This window comes from Halomonas sp. PR-M31, assembly GCF_001039575.1.
GTDB lineage: Bacteria > Pseudomonadota > Gammaproteobacteria > Pseudomonadales > Halomonadaceae > Modicisalibacter.
Window position 1 is genome coordinate 16,850 of sequence record NZ_JIBT01000066.1, and the last position, 21,602, is coordinate 38,451.

19 protein-coding genes and 1 pseudogene are annotated in these 21,602 nt (G+C 54.8%); 17 read left to right on the plus strand and 3 right to left on the minus strand.

Features of this window, described 5'->3' with window-relative positions:
- Positions 1-38: 38 nt before the first annotated feature.
- The 15 genes and pseudogenes from rfbD to CH74_RS16050 all read left to right on the plus strand — a co-directional run bounded on the left by rfbD (position 39) and on the right by CH74_RS16050 (position 18,504).
- Entirely contained in the window at positions 39-923 is an 885-nt protein-coding gene (rfbD, locus tag CH74_RS15985) for a dTDP-4-dehydrorhamnose reductase (RefSeq protein WP_048308516.1), read from the plus strand.
- Positions 924-1,087: 164 nt separating this feature from the next.
- Positions 1,088-1,717, plus strand: a complete 630-nt coding sequence (gene rfbC, locus CH74_RS15990; protein WP_082140461.1) for a dTDP-4-dehydrorhamnose 3,5-epimerase — start codon at positions 1,088-1,090, stop codon at positions 1,715-1,717.
- 106 nt (positions 1,718-1,823) lie between these two features.
- Positions 1,824-3,761, plus strand: coding sequence for a glycosyltransferase (locus tag CH74_RS17945; protein ID WP_053070803.1), 1,938 nt, complete (start codon positions 1,824-1,826; stop codon positions 3,759-3,761).
- Between the two features lie 41 nt (positions 3,762-3,802).
- A complete protein-coding gene (locus CH74_RS16000; protein ID WP_053070804.1) occupies positions 3,803-4,876 on the plus strand; it encodes an ATP-grasp fold amidoligase family protein in 1,074 nt (357 codons plus the stop codon).
- 49 nt (positions 4,877-4,925) lie between these two features.
- Positions 4,926-5,738 carry a glycosyltransferase gene (locus tag CH74_RS16005; RefSeq protein WP_048308517.1) on the plus strand — a complete coding sequence of 271 codons (813 nt, stop codon included), beginning with the start codon at positions 4,926-4,928 and terminating at the stop codon, positions 5,736-5,738.
- A gap of 226 nt (positions 5,739-5,964) precedes the next feature.
- Positions 5,965-8,550, plus strand: coding sequence for a class I SAM-dependent methyltransferase (locus tag CH74_RS17950; RefSeq protein WP_053070805.1), 2,586 nt, complete (start codon positions 5,965-5,967; stop codon positions 8,548-8,550).
- A gap of 217 nt (positions 8,551-8,767) precedes the next feature.
- The gene (locus tag CH74_RS16015; RefSeq protein WP_048308518.1) at positions 8,768-8,977 is read left to right on the plus strand and encodes a type II toxin-antitoxin system VapB family antitoxin; all 210 of its coding nucleotides are present in this window, start codon (positions 8,768-8,770) and stop codon (positions 8,975-8,977) included.
- Complete coding sequence (locus CH74_RS16020; RefSeq protein ID WP_048308519.1) at positions 8,974-9,354, plus strand: PIN domain nuclease; 381 nt, start codon at positions 8,974-8,976, stop codon at positions 9,352-9,354. The genes CH74_RS16015 and CH74_RS16020 overlap by 4 nt, the downstream gene beginning before the upstream one ends.
- Before the next feature lie 110 nt (positions 9,355-9,464).
- A complete protein-coding gene (locus CH74_RS16025) occupies positions 9,465-11,501 on the plus strand; it encodes a glycosyltransferase family 2 protein (protein WP_053070806.1) in 2,037 nt (678 codons plus the stop codon).
- Complete coding sequence (locus CH74_RS16030; protein WP_082140462.1) at positions 11,408-12,580, plus strand: glycosyltransferase family 4 protein; 1,173 nt, start codon at positions 11,408-11,410, stop codon at positions 12,578-12,580. The genes CH74_RS16025 and CH74_RS16030 overlap by 94 nt, the downstream gene beginning before the upstream one ends.
- A gap of 33 nt (positions 12,581-12,613) precedes the next feature.
- The gene (locus CH74_RS17955) at positions 12,614-14,089 is read left to right on the plus strand and encodes a methyltransferase domain-containing protein (RefSeq protein ID WP_053070807.1); all 1,476 of its coding nucleotides are present in this window, start codon (positions 12,614-12,616) and stop codon (positions 14,087-14,089) included.
- Between the two features lie 43 nt (positions 14,090-14,132).
- Positions 14,133-16,448: a glycosyltransferase family 2 protein gene (locus CH74_RS16040; protein WP_053070808.1), complete on the plus strand. Its 2,316-nt coding sequence runs from the start codon at positions 14,133-14,135 to the stop codon at positions 16,446-16,448.
- A 241-nt stretch (positions 16,449-16,689) separates the two neighbouring features.
- The gene (locus tag CH74_RS16045) at positions 16,690-17,718 is read left to right on the plus strand and encodes a glycosyltransferase (RefSeq protein ID WP_048308521.1); all 1,029 of its coding nucleotides are present in this window, start codon (positions 16,690-16,692) and stop codon (positions 17,716-17,718) included.
- A 217-nt stretch (positions 17,719-17,935) separates the two neighbouring features.
- Positions 17,936-18,049 (plus strand): annotated as a pseudogene (locus tag CH74_RS18415) (type II toxin-antitoxin system HicA family toxin); the annotation flags it as partial.
- A gap of 41 nt (positions 18,050-18,090) precedes the next feature.
- Positions 18,091-18,504, plus strand: coding sequence for a type II toxin-antitoxin system HicB family antitoxin (locus CH74_RS16050; protein ID WP_048308522.1), 414 nt, complete (start codon positions 18,091-18,093; stop codon positions 18,502-18,504).
- Positions 18,505-18,652: 148 nt separating this feature from the next.
- Here CH74_RS16050 and CH74_RS16055 read toward each other — a convergent pair whose 3' ends face one another.
- The gene (locus CH74_RS16055; RefSeq protein WP_048308523.1) at positions 18,653-18,958 is read right to left on the minus strand and encodes a HigA family addiction module antitoxin; all 306 of its coding nucleotides are present in this window, start codon (positions 18,956-18,958) and stop codon (positions 18,653-18,655) included.
- Between the two features lie 261 nt (positions 18,959-19,219).
- Here CH74_RS16055 and CH74_RS16060 point away from each other — a divergent pair, with 261 nt between their 5' ends.
- A complete protein-coding gene (locus CH74_RS16060; RefSeq protein WP_048308524.1) occupies positions 19,220-19,486 on the plus strand; it encodes an antitoxin in 267 nt (88 codons plus the stop codon).
- Positions 19,483-19,881 carry a type II toxin-antitoxin system VapC family toxin gene (locus CH74_RS16065; RefSeq protein ID WP_048308525.1) on the plus strand — a complete coding sequence of 133 codons (399 nt, stop codon included), beginning with the start codon at positions 19,483-19,485 and terminating at the stop codon, positions 19,879-19,881. Before CH74_RS16060 ends, CH74_RS16065 begins: the two co-directional genes overlap by 4 nt.
- 410 nt (positions 19,882-20,291) lie before the next feature.
- Here the strand turns inward: CH74_RS16065 and CH74_RS19720 are convergent, their stop codons facing one another.
- Together CH74_RS19720 and CH74_RS16075 are read right to left on the minus strand one after the other, a co-directional pair.
- Positions 20,292-20,966: a transposase gene (locus CH74_RS19720; RefSeq protein ID WP_253273096.1), complete on the minus strand. Its 675-nt coding sequence runs from the start codon at positions 20,964-20,966 to the stop codon at positions 20,292-20,294.
- A gap of 126 nt (positions 20,967-21,092) precedes the next feature.
- A partial coding sequence (locus CH74_RS16075) for an aminotransferase class I/II-fold pyridoxal phosphate-dependent enzyme (protein ID WP_048308526.1) occupies positions 21,093-21,602 on the minus strand: 510 nt, incomplete at its 5' end.

The following is a 21,602-nucleotide window of genomic DNA, read 5'->3' on the forward strand; positions in this document are numbered from 1 at the left end:
CGTAGCGGCGCTCAGACGATGCAATGAGAAAAATGCCCATGAATATCTTCCTCACCGGCGGCACCGGCCAGGTTGGTTTCGAACTGCAGCGGGAGCTTTCCCCACTGGGCCGAGTGATGGCGCCCACTCGACAAGAGCTGGACCTGACGGATATCGCCGGCGTTAACGACTGGCTGTTGCACCATCGGCCTGACGCTATCGTCAATGCGGCGGCCTGGACAGCGGTGGATGCCGCAGAAGCACAGGGCGATCAAGCCTATCATCTCAATGCCGAGCTGCCGGCGCAGCTTGCAAGCTATGCCCGTGCCCAGAACATCCTGCTGGTGCATTACTCCTCGGACTATGTCTATTCCGGCAAAGGCGAAGCCCCCTGGCAGGAGGACGGTCCCACGGGGCCACTTTCGCTCTATGGTGTAAGCAAGCTGGCCGGGGACAAGGCCGTTCTTGCCAGCGGCGCGCACCATCTCATCTTGCGCACTAGCTGGATCTACAGCACTCGCGGCAACAACTTCATGAAAACCATGCTGCGCCTGGGGCGCGAGCGTGACTCCCTGGCCGTCGTCGCGGATCAAATCGGCGCTCCTACCCCCGCACACCTGATTGCTGAACTAACGGCTCTGGCCCTTGCCAAGTATCGGGAAGGCGCACTGAGTGACGGTCTTTACCATCTTGCTCCGCGAGGGGAGACCAGCTGGTACGGCTTCGCTCAGAAAATCTTTCAGCTGGCACGGGAGCAAGGCGTGCCCCTGGCGATCTCGTCCGAGCGGATCGAGGCGATTTCCACCGAGGAATATCCCGCCCCGGCTCGGCGGCCGCACAACTCACGTCTGAATCTCGAGCGCCTGGAAAAAGCGCTGGACATCGAATTGCCTCGTTGGCAACCACAGCTCGAACTGACCCTGAAAGCGCTACTGAAAAGCTAAACATCGCCTGATAAATCCGGCTCCTACCTAAACCATGGAATTGCCCTTCTGTAGGAGATCGCTTCAGCGAGCGATTTTTTGCCGCCCGCTGTAAAAGAAAACAACGCGATGAATCGTAAAGATTTCACTCTTGCCAGCGATACTGATCCGCGGGAGCCCAGCCTATGAAGGCAATATCGACTCGACTAAATGACGTCTTGATTCTGGAACCCCAGGTACATGGCGATGAACGTGGCTTCTTCCTGGAAAGCTTCAATCAGCGCGTTTTTCAAGAAGCCACCGGTTTAGGCACTACCTTCGTGCAGGACAACCACTCCCGCTCTCGTCGCGGCGTGCTGCGCGGACTTCATCACCAGGTCCGGCAACCGCAGGGTAAGTTGATACGCGTAATTGCCGGCGAGATTCTCGATGTGGCCGTGGATATACGCCACTACTCAGCCACCTACGGTCAGTGGACCAGCGCACGGCTCTCTGCCGACAATCAGCGTCAGCTTTGGGTTCCTCCTGGTTTTGCTCATGGCTTTTTAGTACTGAGCGAATTTGCCGACGTACTTTATAAAACCACTGATTATTACGCCCCTCAGCATGAACGTGCGATTCGCTGGGACGACCCCACCCTGGCGATCGACTGGCAGCAAGACGCCTGGCAATGGTCCGGCGGGCCCGTTCTTTCTCAAAAAGATCAAAATGCAGAGCGATTCTACTCGCAGGCGTTTTACCAAAACCTTTTGGAAGAAAATGAAACGGTAAAAAAGAACGACTCCCGGGTCAGCTACGCTGGCAGTCGTAGCTAAGAAAATCTATAAAAGCTGAATTATTGAAAATGAAAACTGATATTTTTCGGTGGCTCAGCGTATTAATCAGTAATTGCCTGTTTTAATTTTTAGGTGGATCTTTGTTGTGGAAAGTATAGATAAAGAAGTATATAAGCTAGTAAAAAAATCCAAGCTCGTAAATGGCAAATGGTACCTTGAAAGCTATCCTGACGTTGCGGCCTTGGGGATGGATCCCATCAAGCACTACTTGAAGTACGGATGGAGGATGCACAGAAATCCATGCAAGAGATTTGATACTAGCTTTTATATAGAAAATTATAGAAATAAAATGGCGGAGTATAAAAATCCGTTACTTCACTATATTGTCTATGGGAAGAAGTTAGGCTTTTCTATCAAGCCGAATGAAAGCAAGAATCTAATTAGCTCACTTTCTCATAGTTTATGGGGCGGGTATTCAAAACCAGCCTTGAAAGAGCTGGAAGAAATATATAGTTCAAGTTCCAATAATGCCAACCAAAGATGGTTGGCGGCTTGGCATTCTGCAAGATGGTACTATTTTTGCGGGAGCTATGAAAAAGCCTATGAGCTAGCGGTTTTCCTCTTTAGCCTTCCTTCCAGGTATATCAATCTCAAAGAATGCTACTACCTTAAATCCTTTTGTGAAATGCGATTTGGCAAATGGGAGCAGGCAAGAAAGACGCTAAGGGGTTATTTGAGTTTGAATCCTGATGATGCAGATGCATATTTTGCTCTTTCTAACACCTACAAGGAAAACCCCGAAATTCGAATTGGATGTATCAACAAGGCATATCATGCAAACGATTTTTCAGGGATAAAGCTAAAGGAACCAAGCCAAGGCATAACGATAGGCAATATCGAAGCAGAAAAAAAGCTTTCCAGATTTGATGGGAAAGAAAAAATTTCGATAATAATGCCTATTTTCAATGCAGGCGAGAAGATACGAATCGCCATCAACTCGCTATTGGAACAAACCTATAGAAATATTGAAATAGTTGCTGTCGACGACTGCTCGACAGATGACACGATGGATATAATAAAGGAAATAAGCAAGCAGGATTCAAGAGTCATCCCTGTACAGCCTCCTTGTAACGGCGGAGCCTATGCGGCACGCAACTACGGACTGAAATTTGCCACTGGCGATCTCTTGACGACACACGACAGCGATGATTGGTCGCACCCTGAAAAGTTAAAGACTCAAGTCGAGTACCTGAACAACAATCAAGAAGTCATGGGATGCTCGACTCATTGGATACGAGCAAGAGAAGATCTGGAGTTTACCCAAAACTGGCGCCCAAACAACTCTTTGACCCATTGGAGCCAATCCTCATTCATGTTTCGCAGGCAGGTGCTGGACGCGATTGGCGTTTGGGACAACGTAAGAATCGGCGGCGATACTGAATACATCTGGCGTATGCAGGCCCACTATGGGAAGCATTCTCTAGCCAAAATTTTGCCAGAAATACCGCTCGCTTTTGCGCTAGATGCAGAATCCTCCTTGACTAGAACCAAATCTACTCATGTACGAACGGTTTACTATGGGCTCAGGCATATCTATAGACAGATAAAATCGGCTCAGCATAAAGAAGAGCGTCTCAGTAATACACTGATAGACAATGATAAAGAGGCATTTTCTATACCTAGGTTGATGGTTTCTTCATCAACCACGCCTCTGGAGTACGATATTTTCATCAGCTGCGATTTTTCAAGAAAAGAACATTGCAATCTGGCAAGTGAAATATTGTTAAGAACTGATCTAGACAAGTACAAAGTTTGTCTTTTCCACTGGCCTATTTTTAAAAAGGGGACTGAACAGCTCGATGAAGAATATTTTCAGCTGCTAAAAGTTCACAATGTCGAGCCTGTGGTTCCAGGGCAAACTGTTAGTTGTCAACTGGAAGTTATCGGCTCTCGTGAACTTTTGAATTATCAACTTGATACGAAGCCAAGCTTCGTGGCCGAGCATCATAGAATAGTCGCTGATGAAGTAGATGAACTGCTGCATGCAGTTGATGGTTTTCTTGAAAAAAACGAATACCATTGAAACAGTTGTAAATTTATACATTACCGCGGAAATTTAACTGCATGAGTATTGACAAAAAATACGCCTCAAGTCTAGTGAGGGACATGTGTGAACTTAAAGAATCAGACGCGAGAAAGAGCAAGAAAGAAGAGTTCGTTGGTTTGCTAAATGGAATAAAAGAAACCAAAATAGAGTTAGATTCTGATCTTTACGTTTTATTGAATGCAGCAGAAAGCCAGTCATCTAGAAACAATGATGATAACGAAGAAGTTCTGAAGCTTTTGTATGGATCGCTACACCCCCATCAAGTAAAACAAGTTTATGCCAAAAAAGGTAGGTTTCTCAAGGGCTGTGTTTCTTTTCGAGAAAGTTTGTCAATACGTACCGCCAAAAAACAGATAGGAGGTAAAAACGCTGAATGGAACTTGAATAACAAGGTTCGTGGAGCAAAATATGTCGCTGCGCTCGGTATAAATACTCCTAAACAACTAGGCGTATTTGATACTGATGCCGTCAAGGGAATGAATGGCGTTTTGATCAAACCCGCTGAAGGCGCAAATGCAGTAAATGTGTTCCACCTCGAGGATGGAATCGTTCTTGATTTGAAAAATAAAAAATACATAAATTCTTTAGAAGAATTTCATTCGATTCTTGACTCCTCAAAAACTAAAAAATGGGTAGTAGAAGAATATATTTCTGATGGCTTTGAAGCAGGTGCCCCGGCAAGAGACATTAAGTTTTATTGTTTTTACGGTAAAGTGGCGCTTGCTTTGGAGGTGCTGAGGTATCCAGAGGTAAAGTATTGCTGGTGGAATCGTGAGAGTGAAAAAATAGATACAGGTCTTTACGCGGAGTCGGCACTCGAGGGAGTCGGTTTTGATGAGGAAGAAGCGAAAAATGCTGAGTTGATAAGTGAAACCATACCGGCGCCCTTTGTACGTATAGATTTTTTGAAAGGAAAAAAGAAAACATTGTTTGGTGAATTCACCCCCCGACCTGGAAACTTTGAACAGTTCAATGATGAATTTGACTTCATCCTGGGAAAAGAGTTCTTGCTTGCTGAAGATCGCTTGCAGAACGATTTGTTCAAGGGTAAGAGTTTTCAATTTTTCAAAAATTTTTTCAAGATCGGTTGAGCTACTTTTTTGATGAGGTTTGAAAAAGCCACGGTAAGGTTTTATAGCGATGAAAAAGCATTCTTTTGTTGTCGTCAGGTATTCGGTTTTGACCCTTTCCAATGCCGGGAATTTTATAATCGGAAGGGATACGAGCTTTGAAGATTATCGCCGCGCTCTTTTTGACGAAGAGCGTTTGAAGCTTCATGATTTTCTTTTTGAGAAAGTGATGCTGAAAAGCATCGTTTCACAAGAAAACTTCGATTTGAATGACGGTTTTACACTTCTTGTCTTGACTTCAAATGAGCTGCCTGAATTCTGGTTTAATAGGCTCGAGAATCATGTAGCAGCGTACCCATGGATAAAAATAGTCACTGTGGACACCAAAGACAGTGTTGAAAAAGCGCTTAAATCTGAAATAGAAAAATTTGATGAAGAAATTTGTTACGCAACAATAAGGCTAGATGATGACGATGCATTGTCGTCTGATTTTTTATATAACATCTCAGCGTACATAAAGCCTGAGTTCGAAAATTATGTGGTTTCATTCGGGGCCGGGTATGAAGCAGTTTTCGACAACGATAGTAAAAAGTTTACTGAGTTCTGCGAGTTGTATTATCCAAAGGTTTCAGCTGGGCTGACTAAAATCGATATTCATACTCCTGGGTCAAGGATTTCTCCAACCATCTATGGAGCTGGAAATCACGTCAAGGTGGATCAGGTATATCCATTGATATTGGATTCCAGAAGACCATCAGTATTTCGATCTAGCTATGCGCATCAGGATACAAGTGGTGCGGGGTACGCCAAGCGCTCGAAAAATAGTAAAACAGTCGTTAAAGACGAAGTATTAAAATATTTTGATTTAAAAGAAGTTCTATAAACTTGATTTTCAAGCGCAATTTTTAATTTTTTACTTTGAAATGGTCGAATGATCTTTGTTCGGTCCTTTTGCCGTACAGTAATTACTGGATAAATGAGACCCGCCTACTTCTTGTTCGAGCAAATCGAGTAAGAGTTTTCGCCATCAAATATTTTTAAACACACCCATTCCTTCGCATGGATCATGCGATGCGAACCAACCAGATGATGCAATCGGGATATAAGCTGTGAGCGAAGATGCGATAAATGTAGCGACACGCCAAAACGAACTGGCGATCAAGCCATCGCTCAATACGCTGGCCCAGAACTCAATGTTCTGGCAGCCTCGTTATCTTGAGCGCTCGGCCTGGTTGGAACATTTGCCATTTCTATTCTGGCTGGTGGAGGCGCTGCAGCCACGCCAGGTCGTAACGCTGGGTATGCAACAAGGCGTGGCACACTTTGCTATATGTCAGGCTATTTTTCGCTTGAATCTCGATGCGCGCTGCTATGCCATTCATTCTTGGAAAAACGATCAGAAGGCGAAGTCTTTCGATGCCTTGAATGACTACAACGACCAGGATTATGGCGGGTTCTCTCAACTCATCGATAGCGAACCTTCCAGAGTGCTGGCTCAGTTCGAAGATGACAGCCTGGATTTGTTGATATTGAACGTTCCGGCCGAGACAAGAAGCGTCGGGTATTTGTTTGACCGCTGGCTTCCCAAGCTCTCGCCGCAAGGGGTGGTGTTGATTCCTTCTGTCGCCCGGCGCGACGCGGAGTGTGAAGTATTTCGCGATTTCGAGACGTTGAGCACTCGTCATCCTGGCTTCGTGTTTCATCACGGTGAAGGGTTAGGTGTGATTGCCGCCGGTGAACACCAATGCTCCATGCTGCGAAACCTGCTCGGCGCGAACCGATCGTCCGCCGCGCAACAGGTGGTGCGGGATGTCTTTGCGCGACTGGGGCGCACCTGTCTGGATAGCTATACCGCTCGTACCCAGAAACACTGGGCAGAGTCCCTGAGTGCGAGTATGGAAGTTCAGGCGCGGCAACTCGATGAGATGTCCCAGTCTTATGCACGTATATGCGAAGAGCTGGAAGCACGCAGTCAGGAAGCCAGTAGTATCAAGCAACATCTAGAGCAACAGATCGAGCGCCATGCTCAGGAGCGAAGCCTGCTGACCGAGCGCGTCAACCTGCTGCAGGGATTGCGCGATGAGTCCAGAACGGAGCTGAAAGAGCTTCGTGAAAAGCTGGATACCCGGTATCGGCAGCAAGTGGAAAGTACCCAGCAAGTGCTGCAACTCCAAGCCGACAATGCAGCACAGGCCGAAAAATTGCGTCAGCAGGAGGCTGCACTGCAGGAGTGGCAGGCTCAAGACGACACGCTGATACATCGCTTCACTGAAAAAGATATCGCCCTCAAGGTTCAAGCGCTACAGCTCGACAAATTGCAACAGCAGCTATCAGATATTTCTGGGCAGGAAGATACCGCTAGAGAAGAGGCGCTGACGCAACAGTTGGCACAGCGCGACACGACGATAAGCGAGCAGCAAGCCAGAATCGCCGAATTCGAGCAAAGATTGGCCGATCAGCAGTCGACGTTGGCCGAACGTAACCAAGAGCTGACGGCTCTACATGCTCAGCTCGAACAAGCCGATGCGGAAAAGCATCAGTATCAGACGGTATCCAGCGAGGCCGAGGAAGTACGTGCCATGCTGGAGGCATCGTTGAAGCATCTGGAAAGCGAACACGATGCTCTACGAGAGGAGTGCGATCAGGTCTATTTCGAGCTTGCGGCGCAGCAGAACAATTTGGTGGCTCAACAGGCGCAGTGGCAGCAGCAGCTAGAAGAGAAAGAGGCCAATATCGCCACCCGATTCGACGAGCTGGCCAAGCTGACCGAGATGCTCGAACAGGCGGGAGCCGAAAGGCACCAGCAGCAGACGGCCTTCGAGGAGGCTCAGCAGGCTCGAGCTCTGTTGGAGACGTCCCTTGCGCGTCTTGAAAGCGAGCGCGATACGCTGCGCGATGAGCGTGATCAAGCCCGTGTCGAGATTGCCGCTCAGCAGAACAGTTTCAAGAGCCAGCAAACCCAGTGGCATCAGCAGCTGGGTGAGAAAGACACCAACATGGCCACTCACTTTGAAGAGTTGGCCAGGCTGACCGACATGCTGGACCGAACCAGTGCCGACAAGCAGCAGCAGCAAACCGCACTCGAAGAGTCCGAGCAAGCCCGAGCCCTGCTGGAAACGTCGCTGACATATCTTGAAAGCGAGCGCGCTGCGCTTCGTGACGAGCTCGATCAGGCACGCTTCGCGCTGGAAACGCAGCAGAGCCATTTGATGGCGCAACGGGCGGATTGGCAACAGCAGCTGGACGCGAAAGACGCCAATATCGCCACCCGATATGAAGAGCTGGCGAAGTTGACCGATATGCTCGAACACAAGGAGCAGCAGCTCGAAGGGCTCAAGCTTCGATACGACCCGGACCTGCTGAATGAGGAAGGTAGCAAGCAGGAGGACAAAAGCCCTCGGATCAATAAGCGCAAGCAGAAGCGCGATGCTGCGGAACTCGTCGCCTCCGGCTTATTTGACAAATCCTGGTACCTGAAAACCTATCCGGACGTGGCAGCGGAGAAACGCTACGCGCGAGACCCGGCGCTGCACTATCTCAAGTTCGGTGGTTTTGAAGGGCGCAATCCCAGCGAACACTTCGATAGTCAGTGGTATTTGAACGACAACCCGGACGTTGCCATCAGCGGTCTCAACCCGCTACTGCACTATCTGCGCTACGGCCGGCGGGAAGAGCGTAGTCCATTGCCGAGATGAAATCGCCCGATGAATCGGGCTCCTACCAAAACCAGTTGTCATGGCTGCCTGTGGGAGCTCGCTTCAGCGAGCGATACGTTGTTCATTCTTGTTGGTGGCGGTTGGCGATCGGTACTCGTAGCATTGTCAATTAAAACGGTACGTAGAACTCGCATGAATTTGCGACGATGCTATATTTGATGCACGATAGCATCACAAATGATGCAAGGATTTTATCGTGCGGACAACCGTTACCATAGATGATGCTCTATACGAACAGGCGCTGGAGCTTGCCGAGCCAGGCATAGACAAACCATCGGATCTTTTTCGGGAAGCCGTGAAGACCTATGTGCGCGTGCAAGCGGCCCGTCGCCTTGCTGCCCTGGGCGGGGCCGCACCCGAGATGCAGGACATACCGCGTCGTCGCGAAGAATCCTCGACGCAATGAATGTGCTTATCGACACCTCGGTATGGGTAGATCATTTCAGGAAGCGAAACGATGCTCTGGTCGAGTTGATCGAAAAGGATCTGGTACAAAGCCACCCCATGGTCCTGGCTGAACTGGCCTGCGGGACACCTCCTTCACCACGTGCTCAAACGCTGCATGGCATTGGTCTCTTGCGATCCTGTCATCAAGCTAGCTTGCAGGAGGTGATGGGCTTCATCGAGCGTGAAACGCTGTATGGCCTTGGATGCGGTTTGGTCGACATGTGCTTGCTTGCCTCGACGCTCATCACGCCCGGCACGCAGTTGTGGACATTGGACAAGCGCCTCGCGGATATGGCCGACAGGTTCGGCGCAGCCTATCAGCCATCCGTGCATTGAGATCCAGAGCCGCCCGATAAACCGTACTCCCACCAAAATCTTTGACGTTGCCCATTTCGACACTCGCTTCAACAAGCGATGTGTCGTTCATCCTGTCTGGAAGTAATTCGATGACCGTTATTCAGCGCGTCGTGCGCAGGCTCGTGCTGCAAGGCTCGAAAGATCCCCTCAAGAGCGAGCGACGTCTACTCGAGCAGTCTGGCCTGTTCGATGTGAACTGGTATCTCGCCCAGCCTGGTCTGGCGGACAGTTTCGCTGCGCGACGGGATCCGATCAGACACTACTTGATGCAGGGCACGACGGCCGGTCTAAGCCCGGGGCCGGCGTTCGATGGCGCTTGGTATCTCGACGCCTACCCGGATGTCGCCACATCAAAGCTGAATCCGCTGGTGCATTACCTGCGCCACGGTCAAGCGGAAGGACGCTTGCCTCGGTGCAATCGCGCCCTGGCCTGGGAATATCATTTGTGGCGTGGCTTGAGTGACATGATGGTGCCGCGCCTGGCTGCCGCCCTGCAGGATGACGATGCCTCTCGGGAAGAACGTCAGTACGCGGGCTGGGCGCTGGCGCGCTGGTGGGCCTGGCAGCAAAAGTGGTCGGCCGTTGCGAAATGCCTGCTGCCCGATGACGCGCTGCTGACCTGGCCGGACCATGCCGGCCCGGGGCTGCTGGCGTTCGAAGCACTTATCCAACTGGGTGATCAAACCCGCGCCAGAGCCGTGTTGACCACGCTGTCACGGCGCTTCCCGGACTGTTCGGATATCGACCTTGCCCAGGCCAACTGGCTGGCCCAGAGCGACGCGATCCAGACCCGCCTGGCCTGGGTCAATCGGCCGTTGCTTGCTCATGGGCTCCTGCCCCTTGCCTTGCAAAACGAACGCCAGCCGCTGTCCCTGGACAATCTGGTCTGTTCTCAGGTGATCGACAAGCACACGACTTCGTCGTTGGATGAGCAGGCATCTGACACCCTCCGGGTCAGCGTCATCCTGCCGGTGTTCAATGCGGCTTCCACGCTAGAAACCGCTCTGCGCAGCCTGTTCGCCCAGACCTGGCCGAACCTGGAAATCCTGGTGGTGGACGATGCCAGCACCGACAAAAGCGTTCGGGTACTCGAGCAACTGGCCCAGGAATGCCCGGCCACCATCGATTACCAGGTGCTGCGACACTCAACGAACCAGGGCGCCTATGTGGCCCGCAATACGGGCCTGGCAGTGGCAACGGGCGCGCTGATCACGACTCATGACAGCGACGACTGGTCCCATCCCCAGAAGATCGAGCGTCAGGTAGCGGCCCTGCAAGCGACCCCTGAGGCCAGGGCTTGTCTGAGCCACTGGGTGCGGGTCACGCCGGGACTGGTCTTTCATCGATGGCGTATGGAAGAGGGGTGGATTTATCACAATATCTCGTCACTAATGCTGCACCGCTCGGTGGTCGAACGGCTGGGCTACTGGGATGAGGTTTCGGTGAATGCGGACACCGAGTATCACGAGCGGCTGCTGGCGGTTTTCGGCGATGGGGCGGTGATCGATGTACTTCCGGGCGTGCCCCTGGCCTTCGGCCGCATGGATGCGGGGTCGCTGAGTCAGCGCAGCGATACTCATCTTGCCACCCAGTTTTACGGAGTGCGTCGCGATTACATGGCGTCGGCACGTCGCTGGCATCGTGGCGCCACGTCCCCCGAGGCGCTTTATCTACCCCGCAATCCAAACTGGCGCCCTTTTGCGGCACCGGTTCAGCTGTGTCGTCACGCCTTGCCGGTGCGCTATCGCGAGTCGCGGGATTGGCTACAGGCCTCGACGCTGTTCGATGCCTCCTGGTATCTGCGTAACCATATCGACCTGCAGACCGGGTTGATTGATCCCTTGACCCATTACTGGGCCGTCGGCAGCGTCGAAGGGCGTGATCCCGGGCCGCACTTCAGCGTGAGCGGATATCGTCGCCAGTACCCGGAGGTGGCAGAGCAGGGCATCGATCCGCTGCTGCACTATCTGGTCCAGGGCGCCAGGAAGGGCGTGATCCCTGGCCGCTATTCAGTGGCCATCAGCCAAAGCGCATGGGGCGGCCCAGCATACTGCTTTGTGGCCATCAGGCGGGTGAGAGCCTTTATGGCGCCGAGCGCAGCCTGCTGGATGTGCTCAGGGCATTGAATGAACTCGAGTTCAATGTGGTAGTGACGCTGCCCGGCGCGGGCAGCGAAGGATATATGCAGGCACTGCTTGCGGAGTCGCTGGCGGTGGCGGTGCTGCCCTATGGCTGGTGGCAGGCAGGCAAAGCCCCGGAAGCTGTGACCCTGCGGCATTTCACGGGATTGATCAGGCGTTTCGGTATCGATGCGGTGCATGCCAATACGCTGATGCTGGACGAGCCACTGCAGGCCGCTCGACAGGCGGGTATTCCGGCCCTGGTGCACGTGCGCGAACTGCCGGCCCATGATCCTTCCTTATGTACCACCCTGGGAACCGATGCCGACACCGTTGGCCGGCGGGTGCTGGCCCTGGCGGATGTTGTCATCGCCAACTCCCAGTGTGTGATCGACTATTTCGCGGCGCTTGGCTTGCATACAGACAAGCACGCTCAGACAGCTTCAGCGCCGCAGATTCATCGCGTGGCGAATACCCTGGATATGGTGCCACTGTTGGCCTTGCCATCACCCAAGGCAAAGGATGACTTTACCGTTGGCATGCTCAGCAGCAACCAGCCCAAGAAGGGGCTAACGGATCTCGAGATCATGGCAAGCCATCTGATGACGTTGGCACCAAGGGTACGTGTGGCCATTTTTGGCCCTCGAACCACGGCGCTGGAGGCGCTGCTGGCGCGTCAGGGCCAAGGGTTGGCGCCCGCCAACCTGGAGTATCGCGGCTACGTGGCGCATCCCGCGCAAGCGCTGAATGTCGTGGACATGCTGGTCAATCTCTCGCGGTTTCAGGAATCCTTCGGTCGCACGGTGCTGGAAGCCATGGTCGCCACGCGCCCAGTGGTCTGCTATGCCTGGGGCGCCTTGCCGGAGCTGGTGGTGGATAACGTGACCGGCCATCTCGTGCCCTTCGCCGAGCCGGAAGTGGCTGCTCGGCGCGTCGCGGAACTGGCCCGTGACCACTCAAGGGTAGTCGCCATGGGGCGAGCCGGACGTGAGCGTGCCGGCGAACATTTTTCTCAGGCTCGGATGAGGCGGCGCTTGAAGGATGTCTATTCCAGCGTCATCCCGGTGGATCGAGCGCCTGGATGACCCTCGCCTTCATCGATTTCAAGAGACAATGACATGCAATACCAATCCTTTCCCGGCGTAAAAGGCGGCTCGCGCTCCTCGGAAAAACTGGCGGCGCTGCGCTTGCCGCCGTTTACCGGCAAGCGATTTCTGGACGTAGGCTGCAACGAAGGATTCTTTTGTGGCTATGCCGCCTTCGACGGCGCCAAGAAGGTGCTGGGCATCGACCGCTCCGCCGTGGCGATCAGTCGGGCAAAAAAGCGCTTTCCCGAGTGTGAGTTTCTTGCCCAGTCCTGGGATGCATTGCCCGAGGGCACCTTTGATGTCATCACGCTGCTGTCGGCGCTGCACTACGCAGAGGATCAATCTGGGCTTGTGCATCGATTGATGGAGAGCCTGAGCGACGACGGCGTGCTGGTGCTCGAGATCAGCATTGCCCCGGAGTCGGGGGATGAATGGATCAAGGTGAAGCGCTCCATCGACGAGCGCTTCTTTCCTACCCGGGGCAAGCTTGGCTCGATATTGCGCGACTACGCCTGGAAGATAATCGGTCATAGCGTCAATCAGGCCGGGGACCCCCTGCAGCGCTATGTGGTGCATGTGCGCAAGCTCAAGCCCTACGCCTATCTGCTGATGGGAAGCCCAGGGTCCGGCAAGACCACCGTCAGCCGCCACCTGTTTCAGCAGGCCAAGGTGCCGGTGGTTTCCGGCGATCGCACCTACCTGCAGGTCTCCCAGGGCAAGCATGAGGTATCCGAGGCGCTGCGGGCGCTGATCAGCGAGGAGTTTACCACCGCCAGCATCGATACCTTGACGCGCAAACTATTCATCGACGGCTTCGTTGAGGAACTTGCCGCCCTGTGGAGCCATCAGGCGGGGTATCGCGACTTCGCTCTGGATTCCTTCGTGCCTCAGGAGCATCGCCAATCCGTCAAGGATGCCCTGGAGGCGCTTGGCTATTACAGCGTCGAGATCACGTCGGAAAACCCGGGCCGGCTGATACCGGCCAAGACGGCCTCAACCCGGGCCATGGACTACGAAAAGCATCTCAAGACTCACAGGGCCGACGTCTTCGAGCAGCAGATCGTCGTTACAAGAACGATGGACAAGCAGTGGGCGCCTTCTCTTCGCTGGCATCTGGACGCGCCGGTCAGCGGGCAGTGGCTGGCAGACGAGCCGGCGGTGAAAGTGGCGGGCTGGGCGATCGGATTCAACGATTGCCAGCGGCCCATGCAGGTCTATACGAAAACATCGAAAGGGCGCCAGCTTTACCCATTGGACCGCCCTCGAAACGATGTCCTGAACGCCGTCTTCGGCGGCGTGGAGGCGTCACCGGACTTCTGGCGCCAGCACCCCTGCGGCTTTGGTTTCACTCTCGAGACAGCACTGCTGGATGAGAACGTAGAGCTTGGGATTATGCTGGAGGAAAAAGAGATTCCTTTGGCCAGGATGAAGGTGGAGGCCGGGATGGATCGCAAGGCGCCAAGCTTCGGTGAACGGCTTATCAAGCGCATCAGTGGCGCGAGCTGAGCCCAGGTGAGTCTAAGTGAGGCCAAAGGGGGAGGAAAATCGGATGAAAGGCAGACTGCCGTCACAGCGCCGCGACCGGCGCCGGATACGCTATCCAAGCCTGGTATGTGCGCCTCAGCTCGTCCCGCTAAGTGACGTTGACTGGTTGAACGCGACCAATACAGCCGATGGCAAGGCTGAGTTTCAGTGGCTCTCGACCAGTGACGACCCGCAGTTTCTGCTGCAGGGGCCGCGCCCGATGGTGGGCTGGAACATGCTTGAAGTCACCATGACCCATGAGCTGCACCGGGCTGTGGTTCAGGTCTATTTCGATACCGGCGATGGCTATACGCAAAGCCAGAGCATCTTCCTGCCTTTGCGCCAGAACAAGATGACCAAGCGCATCTGCTTCGTGCCCTACGGCACCCGAAGAATCCGCCTGGACCCGCTGCAGTCCGAAGGGGCTTTCACCATTTCGCATTTGCGCCTGGTGTGGCTGACGCCGCGTTTTGCCTATGATCGCATGGCCCGACGCTTGAGCAGCATCCATCCCCAGTATCGCGATCTCGCGACCCAGGAGGTCATTCAATCGATAAAGCGCGAGGCGAATGAGGACGGCTTGAGCTGGAAGAGTCTGGCGGTTGCCCATTATGAAGAAACCTTCATGCACTGCGCACCGGAAAGCCATTATCGCTATTGGCTGAGCCATATAGAGCCGATGCGGGAGCCGGATTCGCGTCAGATCGCGGTGCGCCTGGCAGGACTGGATTATCGACCAAAGCTCGGTCTTTTGCTGACAAACGCTGGCGTATCATCCGAACGGCTTGCCGCCTGCATCGAATCGGTGCTGGCCCAGCGCTATCCCGCCTGGCAGCTCTACATTGCCAGCACAGTGAAAATGCGCGCCGTGCTCGAGCATTTCGCGGCCATGGACGCACGTATCGTTCTCGTTCCCTGTAGCGAACATGCTGGCAGCGCTGCAGCGAGGAATGCAGCCTTGGCCCTTGCCCAAGGGGATTTTACGGCGGTGCTCGAGGGCAAGGACCAATTGGCACCGAATGCGCTTTATCATCTGGTCGATGCGCTCAACCGCCACCCCGAGGCAGAGCTGCTTTACGGCGATGAAGACGCGCTGGACGAGAACGACAGCCGGTGTGATCCCCACTTCAAGCCGCAGTGGAATCCGGATCTGCTGCTTGCGCAAAACTATATCGGCCACGTTGCGCTGTATCGCACTGAGCGCCTTCGCCATCTGGGCGGTTTTCGCCAGGGCTTTGAGGCGAACCCCAGCCATGAATTGATCCTGCGTTTCACCCGGGGCCTGACGACCGATCAGATCCGGCATGTATCATTTGTGCTCCATCACCGGCATGACGAGAGTGTCGTCGAGCAGCCGTCGGCGCGTGAGACGATGATCCAAAAGAGCATCGAAGAGAGCAGCGAGCCAGGGCTTAGCGCCGTGAATGAATACCTGGCAAGCGCCGCGCCCGGCGCCAAGGCAACGATGGGCGTGATGCCCCGAAGCTATCGGGTGCAGTGGCCGCTGCCGGACCCCCAGCCCTTGGTGAGCCTGCTGATCCCAACTCGCGATCGGGTCGAGATTCTCAAGCCCTGCGTCGATGCGATTCTCGAGCGCACCGAGTACGCCAATTTCGAGGTGCTGATTCTCGATAACCAATCCAGCTGCAGGCAAACCCTGGCCTACATGATGGCCGTCTCCGCGGACCCGCGAGTACGAATACTGCGCTGGAATCAGCCCTTCAATTATTCGGCCATCAACAATTTCGGCGCCCGACATGCCCAAGGCAGCATTCTTGGCCTGGTCAACAACGACATCGAGCCGATCAACGACGATTGGCTGTGCGAGATGGTGCGTCAGGTGTGTCGTGAAGAGATCGGCTGCGTGGGTGCCAAGCTCTATTATCCCAACGACAGCATCCAGCATGGGGGGGTGATCCTGGGGCTGGGCGGTGTTGCCGGCCATGCCCATCGCTTCTTTCCCCGTGCGCATTCCGGCTATCGCGACCGGCTGCAGCTGGTGCAGAACCTTTCCGCGGTCACCGCCGCCTGTCTGCTGCTGCGCAAGACGGTATTCGAGCAGGTCGGCGGCCTCAACGAAGAGAGCCTGACCGTCGCCTACAACGATGTGGATTTGTGCCTGAAGGTAAGGGAGGCGGGATACCGCAATCTCTGGACCCCTCATGCGGAGCTCTATCATCACGAATCCGTCTCTCGCGGGGCAGACGACAACCCCAAGAAGCGCGCCCGGGCTCAGCGAGAAATCGATTACATGCGGCGCACCTGGGGGCCTCAGCTGGATAGCGACCCGGCCTACAACCCCAACCTGACCCTGGCCTATGAGGATTTCTCGCTGCGCTGAGAGGGTGGTTTTGTAGAACCCCGGTTTACCGGGCGAGAGCGTGGTTGGCTATCGCTCGCTGAAGCGAGTTCCTACCGACGCCAAGACCGGTGGTGTTGGTAGGAGCCCGGTTTACCGGGCGAGGGCTTGGTTGGCTATCGCTCGCTGAAGCGAGCTCCTACCGATGGATATGATCACTGGTGTTGGTAGGAGCCCGGTTTACCGGGCGATAATAGGACAAGACAAAGGATACGAGATACCGATGGCCCAGGGGCATTGGATGGTGCTCAGCGATGGGGCTCGACCCACTGAAGATATCTACTTCCTGCGTTCGGTAGCACCCTGGCTACGCGCCCGGGGCATGACGGTACGGCGCCTGGACACCCGCCGTTGGCGCTCCCCAGGATGGTGCTGGCCATGGCTCGAACGCGGACTGCGCGGGGCGCACGTACTGGTATGTCGATCGCTCGGGCTACCCTGGATCGAAATGCTCGAACGCTCACAGCCAGAGTTAGCGAGCCTGTACTATCTGATCGATGACGATATCCCGGCGGCAGCCAATGACCCGCGGCTGCCGATCGCCTATCGACAGCGCATGGGGCGTATCGCCCATGAACAGCAGCCGCGTCTGCTCGACCTGGCCGACGAGGTGGTGGCGTGCAGCCAATCGCTGGCGGAGCGCTTCGTAAAGCGCCATCGCTGCGTGTCGGTACTGACGCCGCCATTGATCGCGGCACTACCACCCCAGTCTCATTTCGAAGAGAAGGGCTGGCGCCTGGGCTTTCATGGCACCCGCGCTCATCTGCCGGATATAGAGCATATCGCGCCGGCACTGGTCTCCATACACGATCGCAATCCGGATCTTTCCCTCGAGATCATGCTGGGGCAACACACCCCCGCCGCATTGGCCGCATTACCCCGAGTGACGACCCCAGCACCACTGAGCTGGCATGCCTTTCGTCGTTACCAAAGCCGGCGCCGCCTGCACATTGGCATTGCGCCGCTGTGGCCAACACCCTTCAACGCGGGCAAGTCCCATATCAAGTTCCTGGACATCGCCGCGATGGGCGGCGTGGGCATTTACAGTCGTCGGCCCCCCTACACCGATATCGTGACGGACGGAGAAAACGGCCTGCTGGCAGAGGATAGCCCCGCATCCTGGCGGTTTTGCCTGCAGCGACTACTGGATCATCCCACGGAGTCTCGACGCATGGCAGCGCATGCCGCGGACAAGGCAAGGGATGCCGGTGACCCAGCCCACGCCCAGGCATTCTGGTGGGCGCGGCGATGATCCATTCCTGACCCGACAAGAAACGTTTTATCGAACGACAGTGCCTCGGCCATTGGCCGGGGCACTGTCGCTATTGCCGCGATGCCAAGTATCGTCTTGATCGTCGTTCATGATAGTGAAGCGCAGTGATAGACGGGGAAATAACTATAAAGTCATAAGGATTGTTTTATGTTGACTTCGACCGTCATGGAGTTATTGTAACTCCCATCAAGGCAGCCACCATCACTTCAGACATCCCCGCAAGCCCGGTACCGTGACTGTTCCCCATCCAAAGAAAGATTTGAAAAAGGGCTTGATAAAAGGCATCAGAAAGCAAGCCGGTCTCAACTGAGGCCGATAACCCTGGCTACCTCACACCATAGGAGAAACGATATGCACTATCCCATTGCCATCGAAGTTGGCGACGAGCAGCACGCTTATGGTGTTGCGGTACCCGATCTTCCCGGCTGTTTCTCTGCCGGCGACACTTTCGACGAGGCGATCGTCAATGCACGAGAGGCCATTGAAGGGCACCTAGAAAGCCTGGCCGAGCATGGCGATCCTATTCCCAGCGCGACTTCCATCGAGCAGCATCTAGCAGACCCTGAATACGCCGGTTGGGTCTGGGCAGCAGTCGAAGTGGATATGACTCCGTATCTGGGTAAGAGCCACAAGGTCAACGTTACGCTGCCCGATCTACTGATCAAGCGCATCGACAACACGGTAGCAAAACACGGTAACTACAAGAGCCGCTCGGGGTTTCTCACCCGTGCCGCACTGCATGAGCTGGAACGCAGCGCTCGCTGACGATAGCGCCCCAATGAAGGGGTAATATTTTGAAAGGTAGCCAACAAGAAACGCTTTATCGAACACAGTGCCTCGGCCAATGGCCGGGGCACTGTCGTTTCTGGATGCAAGATAGGCTGGTTAATCAAACTGATCGAGGCGGCGAACATCAGGCGTTTTCCAAGGGGCGTGCTCGCTCGACACGTTCGCGACGCTTGGCGTCATGCATGGCTTTCCAGAGATCATTCTTCTGCTGGAGATTGAGCCAGAACTGAGCGGAGTTACCGAACACACGAGAAAGCATCAAGGCTGTAACCGCCGTCACCGCTCGTCTATCGCGGCACAATTCGTTGACCAGACGTGGTGCAACCCCCATTACTTGAGCAAGTCTAACCTGACTCAGGCCGAGTGGCTCGAGGAACTCGTGCGTCAGCATTTCACCGACGGTTGTCGGCTTGTGGTTTGTCTGAATCATGGCGATCACCTATTAGGTATGTGGGTCCAGATAAAGATAATGAGCTCGCTGACCCCTCCATTCGAAAACGAGACGGTACAGTGAGCAATGTACCACTCAGGTTTTGCCATCATTCGGTAAACCGGGCTGCTACCAATACCGATGACTTGTCGCCTATCTCTTGATGCCTTGATTGTCATATGCCTAGATGTATGACAGCTATTGGCATATGCTTCTGGCATATTACAAGCAGTCTGGGTCAACTTGGTCAGGGGAAGCTCTATGAGTCAAAAAGCGCGTCTTTTTCAAAATGGGCGAAGTCAAGCCGTGCGGCTGCCCGTTGCCTACCGCTTCGATGATTGCGAGGAAGTGTTCATTCGGCGTGATCCGGATACTGGCGATGTCATCATTTCACGCCGCCCGGACAACTGGGATTCCTTTCTGGCGGCACGTCAGGATGCTGCCGTTGACCAGGGCTTTCTGGACCCGAGGGAGCGCCAGCAAAAAGGCGCCCAAGGGCGTGATCCCTTCGAAGGATGGAAGGAATGAAACGCATCATGCTGGATACGAATATCGTGAGTCATTTTGTGAAAGGGCTGCCAGCAGTCGATGCGCGGGTGTTGGCTGTACCGATGGCATCGCTATGTATTTCAGTGATTACCGAGGCTGAATTGCTTTATGGGCTCGCAAAACGGCCCCAGGCCAAGCGGTTGGCGTCGACTGTGCATGAGTTCTTGCAGCGCGTCGATGTACTTCCATGGAATAGCTCGCTGACAGATCGCTATGGAATCGTCAGGACAGACCTGGAAAACCGAGGAAAGACACTCGGCGATCTGGACCTGCTCATCGCAGTGCACGCACTGGATATTGGGGCTGTACTGGCAACCAGTGACCAGGCCTTTCATTACGTGGAAGGCTTGCAAACTGAAGACTGGACCCGGTGATCAAGCTATCGCTCGCTGAGGCGAGCTCCTACAAGAGAACAAGATCACTGGTGTTGGTAGGGGCCCGGTTTACCGGGCGAGGACGTGGTTGGCTATCGCTCGCTGAAGCGAGCTCCTACAGGGGAACAAGATCGCTGGTTTTGGTAGGAGCCCGGTTTACCGGGCGAGGGGTGGCTGGCTATCGCTCGCTGAAGCAAGCTCCTACCGATGGACATGATCCCTGGTTTTGGTAGGAGCCCGGTTTACCGGGCGAGGGGTGGCTGGCTATCGCTCGCTGAAGCGAGCTCCTACAGGGGAACAAGATCGCTGGTTTTGGTAGGAGCCCGGTTTACCGGGCGAGGGGTGGCTGGCTATCGCTCGCTGAAGCAAGCTCCTACCAAAGGCCGCAGCGCTGGGCTTTGTCGAATCCTTCAAAGCCAAACCGCATTCCAGTAAGAATAACGCGTAATGTCGTCGACTAAACCGGCACGGAGTGGATTGGCAACCAGGTATCGCGCAGCTTTGCGAATATCTTCTTCTTGTCTGATCGCGTGGTCATGAAATCCCTTCTGCCAGATGCTGTTACCTATTTCCAGTGATACCTTGGCTTTATAAAGGCGCACAACTTCGGAGAGTTCGCCCTTTAGCTGCAACAGCCAATGAACATGATCGGGCATGACGACATAGGCAAGGGTATCGCCTTGCTGACCAATGGTGTCTGCATAAAAGTTGCGACAGGCTACGGCAGCATATTGGAAATCAAGAAACCACTCGTATCGCTGTTTTGTCACGATGGTGATCATATAGATATGGCCAGGAATTGAGCGGCGGCCCTTTCGCAAGGCGTGACTGTGAAGCATGAACAGGATTTCCGGACGAAACAGGAACGCCAAGTAGTGTAAGTATCCGGCCGGAGAATTGTAGTAATGCGTTTCAACGGGCACCGTTAAGGTTCCCGTAATCGCTCGGTAAACCGAGCTCCCACCAAAACCGGTGCTGATGTGGCCCATCGCCCGATGAATCGTGCTCCCACCAAAATCGGTGCTGATGCGGCCCATCGCCCGGTGAATCGTGCTCCTGCCAAAACCGGTGCTGATGCGGCCCATCGCCCGGTGAATCGGGCTCCTACCAAAATCGGGAGGATATGGCTCGTCGTCCGATGAGTCGGGCTCCTACCAGAATCAGTGATCTTCACCACCCGTAGGAGCCCGGTTTACCGGGCGATATCTGTCCTACATCGCTTCCGTCAACGCCGCGAGGGTCTCGTCGATCTGTGCTTCGGTATGCTCGCAGGAGAGAAAGAAGCGTAGCCTCGCGCTTTTCTCCGGTACCGCGGGGTGAAGGATCGGCTGGACGTTGATGCCGCGTTTGAACAGGGCATCCGAAAGCCCGGCGGCGCGTACGGAGCTGCCAAGTATCACCGGCACTACCGCCAGGCCGATGCTGGCGCCGGTGTCGAGTCCCTTTTGCCGCGCTTGATGCAGGAAGTAGCGCGAAATCCGGTGCAGCTTAGCGAGGCGTTCCGGCTCCTGCTGCATCAGCCTTAGTGCGGCAAGCGATGAAGCGGCGACCTGGGCCGGCATGCCGACGCTGTACAGAAACCCCGGGGCAAAGTGGCGTAGCGGTTCGACCAGCGCCCGACAGCCGGCGATGTATCCCCCGCAGCCGGCAAGGCTCTTGCTCAAGGTGCCCATCCAGATATCCACCTCCGGCGCCGGCACGCTGCAGTGCTCGCGCAGCCC